The sequence below is a fragment of the Prosthecobacter sp. genome, from assembly GCF_046154365.1.
GTDB lineage: Bacteria > Verrucomicrobiota > Verrucomicrobiia > Verrucomicrobiales > Verrucomicrobiaceae > Prosthecobacter.
Map to the genome: position 1 here is coordinate 1 of NZ_JBJXFV010000201.1, position 10,074 is coordinate 10,074.

General features: G+C 59.0%; 11 protein-coding genes. 9 read left to right on the top strand and 2 right to left on the bottom strand.

The genetic code is table 11. The features are described from left to right. Positions 1–514: sulfatase-like hydrolase/transferase (locus tag ACKVY0_RS25805; RefSeq protein WP_409217747.1), on the bottom strand; the 514-nt coding region annotated here is incomplete at its 3' end. 250 nt (positions 515–764) lie between these two features. On the opposite strand from ACKVY0_RS25805, the gene atpB reads away from it, so the two are divergent. The 9 genes from atpB (at position 765) to ACKVY0_RS25850 (ending at position 9,037) form a co-directional block, all read left to right on the top strand. Next, on the top strand, positions 765–1,640 hold the full coding sequence (gene atpB / locus ACKVY0_RS25810) for a F0F1 ATP synthase subunit A (protein WP_409217748.1): 876 nt from the start codon (positions 765–767) through the stop codon (positions 1,638–1,640). Between the two features lie 74 nt (positions 1,641–1,714). Continuing rightward, the gene (locus ACKVY0_RS25815; RefSeq protein ID WP_409217749.1) at positions 1,715–1,975 is read left to right on the top strand and encodes an ATPase; all 261 of its coding nucleotides are present in this window, start codon (positions 1,715–1,717) and stop codon (positions 1,973–1,975) included. Positions 1,976–2,083: 108 nt separating this feature from the next. Next, positions 2,084–2,611: an ATP synthase F0 subunit B gene (locus ACKVY0_RS25820; RefSeq protein ID WP_409217750.1), complete on the top strand. Its 528-nt coding sequence runs from the start codon at positions 2,084–2,086 to the stop codon at positions 2,609–2,611. Positions 2,612–2,632: 21 nt separating this feature from the next. Beyond that, entirely contained in the window at positions 2,633–3,028 is a 396-nt protein-coding gene (gene atpH, locus ACKVY0_RS25825) for an ATP synthase F1 subunit delta (RefSeq protein WP_409217751.1), read from the top strand. A 191-nt stretch (positions 3,029–3,219) separates the two neighbouring features. After that, entirely contained in the window at positions 3,220–4,749 is a 1,530-nt protein-coding gene (atpA, locus tag ACKVY0_RS25830) for a F0F1 ATP synthase subunit alpha (RefSeq protein WP_409217752.1), read from the top strand. A 40-nt stretch (positions 4,750–4,789) separates the two neighbouring features. Next, a complete protein-coding gene (atpG, locus tag ACKVY0_RS25835; RefSeq protein WP_409217753.1) occupies positions 4,790–5,671 on the top strand; it encodes an ATP synthase F1 subunit gamma in 882 nt (293 codons plus the stop codon). 35 nt (positions 5,672–5,706) lie between these two features. Then, positions 5,707–7,167, top strand: a complete 1,461-nt coding sequence (atpD, locus tag ACKVY0_RS25840; RefSeq protein WP_409217754.1) for a F0F1 ATP synthase subunit beta — start codon at positions 5,707–5,709, stop codon at positions 7,165–7,167. Between the two features lie 98 nt (positions 7,168–7,265). After that, positions 7,266–7,682, top strand: coding sequence for an ATP synthase F1 subunit epsilon (gene atpC / locus ACKVY0_RS25845; RefSeq protein WP_409217755.1), 417 nt, complete (start codon positions 7,266–7,268; stop codon positions 7,680–7,682). A gap of 149 nt (positions 7,683–7,831) precedes the next feature. Next, positions 7,832–9,037 carry a saccharopine dehydrogenase family protein gene (locus tag ACKVY0_RS25850; protein ID WP_409217756.1) on the top strand — a complete coding sequence of 402 codons (1,206 nt, stop codon included), beginning with the start codon at positions 7,832–7,834 and terminating at the stop codon, positions 9,035–9,037. A gap of 57 nt (positions 9,038–9,094) precedes the next feature. On the opposite strand, the gene ACKVY0_RS25855 is transcribed toward ACKVY0_RS25850, so the two are convergent. Continuing rightward, a partial coding sequence (locus ACKVY0_RS25855) for an AAA family ATPase (protein ID WP_409217757.1) occupies positions 9,095–10,074 on the bottom strand: 980 nt, incomplete at its 5' end.

Below are 10,074 nucleotides of genomic sequence, written 5' to 3' on the forward strand. Positions count from 1 at the left end.
GGCCGGTGTGAACAGGAAGATCGGGAATCTGAGCGCCCTCACTAGGAAAGCGCAGATCCCAGGCCGCATCCTGTTCAAAGCCACGCCGCCCACCATGCCAGCCGGAGAGACGGCCTTCCGGCCCGCCGTGATTCGCATGGAAGATCTTCCCCGCCGCCGCAGTCGTGTAGCCCTGAGCCTTGAAATGCTCCGGCAGCGTCGGTTTGCCCACGATCTGCACACTGCGCCGCCAGTCCTGCTCGTTGCCAAACACACCGCTTGATGACGGCAGCATGCCGGTGAGCAAACTGGTGCGAGAAGGATTGCACAGCGCGTAGTTGCAGTGCGCGTTGGTGAAACGCATGCCCAGCTTCGCGAGGCGATCCATGTTCGGCGTCACCGCCTGCGGATGCCCGCCCATCCAGCCGATGTAGTCACGCAGATCATCGGCGATGATGAAGAGCACGTTGGGCTTACCAGCGGCAGAGACAGAACGTGACTTCGACTTCGTGGCCGCATTGGCGGGAACAGCCAATGCTAGCGCGATGCAGAGGAGACGAGAAACAGACAACATTAAAGCAACGCTCGCACGGGGCAGTGACTATGTCGAGCGAAGGCAAAAGACTGCGTCACTCCAAACCGCCAAACCGTGGCCCGGCGGACTTTGTGAAATTTTTCACAAATAGGGCTTGCGACCACTGCCTCATGTGGCTAGAAAAAGCGCCCGCCATCCCGGCCAGACGCTACACCTCTCCCCCCGGGCAGACCCTACTCTCATGTCGCTTTTGCTTCCCCACTCAGACTCCTTTTCGCCGCTGCTGGCCAACGTGCACAGCTATGCGTCAGGCTTGTTCGAGGAAAGCAGCACGCTGGGTTTCCTGACCAATTCGGTGCTCGTGGCGCTGGTTGTTCTGAGCATCGTGCTCTGGTTCTCACGCAAGGCGACGAAGAACATGACGCTGGTGCCGCACAAGGCGCAGAACTTCCTCGAGTTCATCGTTGAGTTTCTTTACAATCAGGTCGTCGGCATTGTCGGCGCGAAGCAGGCGAAGCTGGCCTTCCCGCTCCTTGGCACGCTATTCATCTACATCCTCGTCTCGAACTGGTTCGGCCTGCTGCCAGGCGTTGGAACCATCGGCTGGGGCAATGGCACCGGCCCGCTGTCGATTGATGCGGCCCACGATCCGTTGCTGCGTCCGCCGACGGCTGACTTGAATGCAACCATCGGTCTTTCTGTCTCGGCGTTTCTGGTCTGGCTGTTCCTGACGATCAAGGAAATCGGCGTCTGGGGCTTCATCGTTCACACTTTCGGTCCTAAAGGCGGCCTCAAAGGTCTTATGGGCATCGTGGTCGCAGCAGTGTTCCTCTTTGTGGGTGTCATTGAAGTGGTGTCCATCATCATCCGCCCCGTCACACTCTCCATTCGACTGTTCGGCAACATCTTCGCTGGTGAAAACGTCATTCACACGATGAGTGACCTGATGTCGAAGACCGGCTGGCTCGGCAGCTTCCTTGGCAGCATCGCACTGCCCCTGCCCTTCTACTTCATGGAACTGCTGGTTGGCCTGCTGCAGGCGATTGTCTTCACGCTGCTCTGCGCTGTTTACATCCAGCTTTCCACCACGCATGACGATCACGGTCATGCGGAGGAGCATCATTAATCACGAATTTACCTGCGGGACCATGCGCAACGCGTGGACGCTGGTGACACAACAAACCAAACTCGACTAACACTATGACACTTGAACTTATCTCCCTGGCACAGGCCGCAGCTGCCCACGCCCCTGACGCAGCCGCAGCAGCCGGCATCACTGGCAGCATCACGATGGGCCTTGGTGGTGGCGGCGCCGCTATCGGCGTGGGTCTCGTCGGCTCGAAGGCTGTGGAAGCCGTCGGTCGCAATCCTGGCGCTTTCGGCAACATCCTGACACTCGGCATTATCGCCATGGCCCTCGCTGAAGGTCTGGGCATCATCGCCTACCTCGGCGGCTTCTAATTGCCTCCTTTGCGGTGGGTCGCACCTTGCGATCCACCGCTCTTTCTCCTCTCTCATTTCCAAACTGCACTTGTTCCGCTCACCACCGTTCTGCTTATGATCTCTGCCATGCCAACCATCATCGCTGCGGGCAAAGTTGACGTTCTTGTCGAGAAATTCGGCCTCGCATGGCCAAAGTTCATCGCCCAGGTGATCATCTTCTGGATCGTCTTCATGATCCTCAAGAAATACGCCTTCGGCCCGATCCTCGGCATGCTGGAGCAGCGCCGTCAGCGCATCGCCGATGGTGAAGCGAAGCTCGAAAAAATCTCTCGCGACTCCGCTGAGGCGAAGCAGAACTCCCAGGCCATTCTCGACAAGGCGGAGGCTGATGCAGCCCGTCTCGTGAAGGAAGCGGATGACGCCGCGAAGGCCATCCAGGAGCGCCGCCAGCAGGAAGCCGTTTCTTCCGCCAACACCATCATCGCCAAGGCGCGTGAAGCCGCCCAGCTCGAACAGGAGCAGCTCATGTCCCAGCTCAAGCGTGAGTTCGGCCGCATGGTGTCCGACGCCACCAGCCGCGTCACCGGCAAGGTGCTCAATACCGAAGACCAGACCCGCATCAATCAGGAAACCGCCGCTCAGGTCTCCGCTTAATTTTCTCCACGCTTCGACCCCATGAAGATCACCAAGGAAGCCCGCCGCACCTCTCGCCAGCTTTTCCGCGCCTGCATCGCCGGTGGGAAGCTCGATGAGCCTCGCGTGCGCACGGTGGTCAACACGGTCGCGAAGAACAAACCCCGCGGCTACATCGGCATTCTCGACGCTTTTTCGCGTCTCGTATCGAACGAAGTGGACCGCCAGCGCGCCCTAGTCGAAAGCGCCACCGCTTTGACGCCCGCCACCCAGACCGAACTACAGGCCAGCCTCTCGAAGAAATATGGCCGCACGCTCAATCTCGAATTCAAAGTGCAGCCCGAGCTGCTCGGCGGCATCCGCGTGAAAGTCGGTTCCGACGTGTGGGACGGCAGTGTGAAGGCGCGATTGGAAGCGCTTAAAGCCTCGCTGTCTTGATCTGCCAACACCTTCTTAATGACGAAATCCGAATGATGAATGACGAAACAAATCCGATTGCCGAAGTCCGAAGCGCCGCTTCGAGTCCTGTGCGCATGGATCCGTCATTCGAGACTGGTCATTCTTTCGTCATTCGTCATTCCTAAATTCGTCATTAGCCCAACTCTCTTTTCCACCAACGCCCCCGCATTATGAGCAACATCCTCCAGGAGATCGAATCCCAAATCGCCGGCCTCAAGACCGCCGTCACGAAGTCCAATGTGGGCATCGTCCGTGAAATCGGTGACGGCGCCGCCAAGATTGAAGGCTTGAGCGATGTCATGCTCAACGAAATGATCGAGTTCCCCGGCGGTGTGTTCGGCCTTGCGCTCAACCTTGAAGAAACCGAAGTCGGCTGCGTGCTGCTCGGTTCCGGTGAAGGCATCAAAGCGGGTGACGAAGTCAAAACGACCGGCCGCCTCCTTTCCGTGCCGGTTGGCAAGAGCCTCCTCGGCCGCGTGGTCAACGCCCTCGGTCAGGCCATCGACGGCAAAGGCGACATCAAAGGTGAAGCCCAGTATCCCGTCGAAAAACTCGCTCCTGGCATCATCGCCCGTAAATCTGTCTCGGTTCCCGTGCAGACCGGCATCATGAGCATCGACGCCATGATCCCGATTGGCCGCGGTCAGCGTGAGTTGATCATCGGTGACCGCTCCACCGGCAAGACCACCATCGCGGTGGACACCATCATTTCCCAGGCGCAGCAGAACAAGGCCGCCGAACAGGGCAAGCTCGCCGGTCACAAGCCGCTTTATTGCATCTACGTCGCCATCGGCCAGAAGCAGTCGAACGTCGCACGCGTCGTCAAGACGCTCGAAGACGCTGGTGCCATGGAATACACCACCATCGTCAGCGCCTCCGCTTCTGACTCGGCGGTGAATCAATACCTCGCGCCTTACACCGGCTGCGCCATTGGCGAGTGGTTCATGGATCAAGGTCAGGACGTGCTGATCGTGTTTGATGACCTTTCCAAGCAAGCGGTGGCTTATCGCCAAGTTTCCCTCATCTTGAAGCGTCCTTCCGGTCGTGAAGCCTATCCAGGTGACGTGTTCTATCTCCACTCCCGTCTGCTCGAGCGTTCCTGCCGCGTCGGTGAAAACTACGGCGGTGGTTCCATGACCGCTCTGCCGATCATCGAGACGCAAGCCGGCGACGTGTCCGCTTACATCCCGACGAACGTGATCTCCATCACCGACGGTCAGATCTTCCTTGAAACCGACTTGTTCTATCAAGGCATCCGTCCTGCCATCTCCGTCGGTCTTTCCGTCTCCCGCGTGGGTTCCGCCGCACAAACGAAGGCCATCAAGAAGGTCTCCGGCACCACGAAGCTCGATCTCGCGCAGTTCCGCGAACTCGCTGCCTTCGCGCAGTTCGGTTCCGACCTCGACGCCGGAACGAAGGCCAAGCTCGACCGCGGTGCGCGCATCGTGGAACTCTTCAAGCAGCAACAGTATCAGCCGAAGAGCCTGCCGATCATGGTCAGCAGCCTCTACGCAATGCAAAAGGGCTACTTCGATTCCGTCTCCGTCGATCGCGTGAAGGAATTCCAGGCCAAGCTCGAAGACTACCTCTCCACCCGCAAAGGTGAACTCATGGCCCAGCTCGCCAATGAGAAGACCCTCGACAACGTTGAAGCCGGCCTCAAGTCAGCCCTCGACGACTTCAAAGCCTCCTGGAAGTAGGCTGCGCCCATTTCAAATCTGAAATTCCAAATTTCAAATCATGCCAAGCACCCGCGACATCAGACGCCGAATCAAATCGGTCAAAAACACGGCCCAGATCACCAAGGCCATGCAGCTCGTCGCGGCTGCGAAGATGAAAAAAGCGCAGGATCAGGCCAGCAACGGTCGCGCCTACGCCGAGATGCTTAACAAGGTGCTCGTGAACCTCAAAGAGCAGGCGGAAGAAGGCGTGCATCCCTTCTTCTCTGAAGGCAAAGGCGACAAGACGCTCGTTCTCCTCATCGCCAGCGACAAAGGTCTCTGCGGTGCTCTGAACACGAACCTGTTCAAGAAACTCATCACCACGCAGATCGACGGCCACGTCGATTACGTCACCATCGGCAAAAAGGCCGTGCAGGCCATCAACCGTCTGCGTCGCAACCTCCTCGCCGACTTCCCGATCAAAGATCCCGCCAAGTTTGCCGAAGTACGCGCCGTGGGCCGCTTCGTGCAGGACAAGTTCCGCACCGGTGAGTACAAGAAGGTGCTCGTCGTCTTCAACAACTTCATCAACACCGTCACCATCGTCCCGACCGTCGAGCAGCTCCTGCCCGTCAATCCGGTGACCCTCGGTGGCAAGCGTGACTTCGGCCACGCCATCGAAACGCCCGCCGCCACGGCCTCCAGCGAGTACACCTTTGAACCCAGCGCCGCCGTCGTCTTCGAGACCGTGCTGCCACAGTATGTGAACGACACCGTGTATCAGATGGTGCTCGAATCCCGCGCCTCCGAGCACTCCAGCCGCATGGTGGCCATGAAGAACGCCACCGACAACGCTAAGCAGATGATCAAGGACCTCAGCCTTGAGTACAACAAGCTGCGCCAGGCCGCGATCACCAACGAACTCCTCGAAATCACCACCGCCAAGATGGCTCTTGAGTAATTTCAAATCTCCAATTTCAAATTTCAAATCTACATATGAGCAACATCGGCAAAATCGTTCAAGTCATCGGTCCCGTGGTGGACGTGGATTTCTCCGCCACTGGCAATCTCCCGGCCATCTACAACGCGCTGGAGATCAACTATGAGCAGGGCGGCAAGCCCATCCGCCTCATCTGCGAAGTGCAGAGCCACCTTGGCGACGGCTGGGTGCGCTCCATCGCCATGATTTCCACCGACGGCCTCAAGCGCGGCATGGATGTCGCCGACACCGGCGGCCCCATCACCGTTCCCGTCGGCGAGGAAGTCCTCGGTCGTATCTTTAACGTCACCGGCGACGCCGTGGATGACCAGCCCTCCCCGAAGACCGAGAAGCGTTACGGCATTCACCGCAAGGCCCCTGCTCTCACCGACCAGAACCCTTCCGCGCAGATCCTTGAGACCGGCATCAAAGTGATCGACCTCATCTGCCCTTTCACCAAGGGCGGTAAAGTCGGTGCCTTCGGTGGTGCAGGCGTCGGCAAGACCGTCGTCATCATGGAACTCATCAACAACATCGCCAAAGGCCACGGTGGTTTCTCCGTGTTCGCCGGCGTGGGTGAGCGTACTCGTGAAGGTAACGACCTTTACTGGGAAATGATCGAGTCCGGCGTTATCGCCACCGAGAAAGACGACAAAGGCCATCCGAAGAAGGACGACAAAGGTCGCCCGGTCCTCGCCCCCGGCTCCAAAGTGGCCCTTGTTTATGGCCAGATGAACGAGCCTCCAGGTGCCCGTCTCCGCGTCGCCCTCTCCGCCCTCTCCATGGCCGAGTACTTCCGCGATGAGAAGAACCAGGACGTGCTCTTCTTCGTCGATAACGTCTTCCGTTTCTCCCAGGCCGGTTCCGAAGTGTCCGCCCTCCTTGGCCGCACGCCTTCCGCCGTGGGTTACCAGCCCACCCTCGCCGCTGAAATGGGTCAGATGCAGGAACGAATCACCTCCACCAAGACCGGTTCCATCACGTCCTTCCAGGCCGTTTACGTTCCTGCCGATGACTTGACCGACCCTGCTCCGGCCAACACCTTCGCCCACCTTGACTCCACCGTCGTGCTGGAGCGTTCCCTCGCCGAGCTGGGCATCTACCCTGCTGTGGATCCCCTTTCCTCCGTGTCGAAGGCCCTCGCCCCCGACATCGTCGGTGAAGAGCACTACCGCGTCGCCCGTGGCGTCCAGCGCGTCCTTCAGCGCTACAAAGACCTCCAGGACATCATCGCCATTCTCGGCATGGACGAACTCAGCGAAGAAGACAAGCTCACCGTCTTCCGCGCTCGTAAGCTCCAGCGCTTCCTCTCCCAGCCCTTCACCGTCGCTGAAATCTTCACCGGCACCAAAGGCGAGTACGTTAAAGTCGCCGACACCATCAAAGGCTTCGCCGAAATCCTCGACGGCAAGCATGACAGCGTCCCCGAAGCCAACTTCTACATGAAGGGCGGCATCGACTCCGTGAAGAAAGACTGATCAGACAAGTGCAGAAGTGCTCAGTTCTCAGTGCTCAGTCCCGAGCCACGAGATTTCAACTGAGCACTAAGCACTGAGCACTTTTCCCCGCCTCGCCCATGCCTCTTAAATTGGAAATCGTCACCCCCGAAGCCCGCATCTACTCCGATGACGTGGATACCGTCGTGCTGCCGGGTTACGAAGGCGAAATGGGCGTCCTCCCGGCTCACTCCAACCTCGTGACCACGCTCCTCCCCGGTGAGTTGCGCATCACCAAGAACGGCAAGACCATCGAAATGGCCGTTGGCGAAGGTTTGGTCGAAGTCACCGGCAGCGTCACGCGCATCCTCACCGATGTGGCCATCGACGCCGACAAGATCGACGAAAAAGCCGCCGAAGAAGCCATCGCGCGCGCTCACAAGGCACTCAGCGAACTCAAGCCCGGCGAGCATCAGGAAGAAGTCGCCGCCGCCATGGCCGCCATCCAGCGCGCCACCGCCCACCTCAGCATCAAGCGCAAGCGCAGGACGGTTTGATCGTGATGCAGGCTGCCAGCCTGCATGGGATGGCATAGAAATGCCCATCCGATTCCGACGGACATTTCCGTCGCTTGCATTCCCTCCGTGCCTGCTAGACTCGGCATCCCGCCGACATTCGGCATTAGTCCTCCTGCTTTTTCCCCATCATGTCTCATCGTGTACTCATCATCGGAGCCGGCGGCGTCGGCCGCGTCGTCACTCATAAATGCGCCCAGCTTCCCGACGTCTTCGGCGAGATCATGCTGGCCTCCCGCACCAAGACCAAGTGCGACAGCATCGCCGCTGAATTGAAGCGTCCGATTCAAACCGCCGCCGTCGATGCCGACAACGTCCCCGAACTCGTGAAGCTCCTCAAGAGCTACAAGCCCGAGGTCGTCATCAACGTCGCCCTGCCCTACCAGGATCTCACCATCATGGACGCCTGCCTCGAAGCCGGCGTGCATTACATCGACACCGCCAACTACGAGCCGCGCGATGTCGCCAAGTTCGAGTACCACTGGCAGTGGGCCTATCAGGACAAGTTCAAGAAAGCCGGCCTCACCGCCTTGCTTGGCTGCGGCTTCGACCCCGGTGTCACGAATGTGTACACCGCCTACGCGTTGAAGCATCACTTCAGCAAGATCGACACCCTCGACATCCTCGACTGCAACGCCGGCGACCACGGCAAGGCCTTCGCCACCAACTTCAATCCCGAGATCAACCTGCGCGAAGTCACCGCCAACGGCCGCTACTGGGACAACGGCAAGTGGATCGAGACCAAGCCGCTCGAAATCAAGCGCAGCTTCCCCTTCCCCGACGGCATCGGCCCGAAGAACATCTACTGCCTCTACCACGAAGAGCTGGAGTCATTGACCAAGCACATCCCCATGCGCCGCGCCCGCTTCTGGATGACCTTTGGCGACGCCTACATCAAGCACATGGAAGTGCTCGTGAACGTCGGCATGACCCGCATCGACCCGGTGATGCATCAGGGCAATGCCATCATCCCGATTGAGTTTCTCAAGACGCTGCTCCCCGAGCCCGGCTCACTCGGTGCAGACACCAAAGGCAAGACGTGCATCGGCAACTGGATTGAAGGCACGGGCAAAGACGGCCAGCCCAAGCGCTACTACGTCTATAACATCAAAGACCACGAAGACTGCTACAAGGAAACGAACAGCCAGGGCGTGAGCTACACCACTGGCGTCCCCGCCATGATCGCCGCGAAGCAGCTCCTCACGAATACCGAGTATCGCCAGCCCGGCGTCTGGAATGTCGAGCAGCTCAACCCTGACCCCTTCATGGCCGACTTGAATGCATATGGTCTGCCATGGCTGGAAACCTGGCCCACCGAGCCCATGCCGGGTGAGTGAAATCAAAAAAGCCCAGGACCATCGTCCTGGGCTTTTTTGTGTCTGGTGACTCCAGCGTTAAGCAGCGACTTCTTCGGTCTTTTCGACCGGAGTCTCGGTAGCCTCAGCTCGTGCATCAGCAGCGAATTTGAGGCGCTTGTTCTCGACATCGAAGGTGACTTTGACGACATCGCCTTCGCGGACATCACCACGGAGGAGATGCTCGGAGAGCGGGTCTTCGATGTTCTTCTCTACAGCGCGGCGCATCGGGCGGGCACCGTATTGCGGATCGTAGCCTTCTTTGGCGAGGAACTCGATGGCGCTGGCATCCAGCGTGATGGTGATGTTCTTCTTCTTGAGGCGGGCGACGACTTTGCCGACTTCGAGATCGACGATGGTGCTGAGCTGATCCTTCTCGAGCATCTTGAAGACGATGAGGTCATCGAGACGGTTGAGGAACTCGGGCTTGAAGAACTTCTTCGCGGTCTCGTTGATCTTCGTCTTGATGGCGTCGTTGTCGGCGTGGTCCTGCGTCATGGCGGCGAAGCCAAGAGTGGTCTGACGCTTGATCTGCTCGGCTCCGACGTTCGAAGTGAGGATGACGATGGTGTTCCGGAAGTCGATCTTGCGACCGAAGTTGTCAGTGACCTGACCTTCTTCGAGGATCTGAAGCAGGAGGTGCATGACATCGGGGTGCGCTTTTTCGATCTCGTCAAATAGCACGACGCTATAGGGACGACGACGCACGGCTTCGGAAAGCTGACCGCCTTCTTCATAGCCGACATATCCGGGAGGGGCACCGATGAGGCGGGAGGCGGTGTGCTTCTCCATGTACTCGCTCATGTCGAGCTGGATGAGAGCCTCGGGGCTGCCAAACATGAACTCGGCGAGGTTCTTCGCGAGGAAGGTTTTGCCGACACCGGTCGGGCCAAGGAAGAGGAAGCTGCCGATGGGGCGGCGTGGGTCTTTGAGGTCGGCACGGCTGCGGCGGAGGGCTTTGCTGATGGCGATGACGGCTTCGTCCTGGCCGATGACCTTGCCTTTCAACTCGGCTTCCA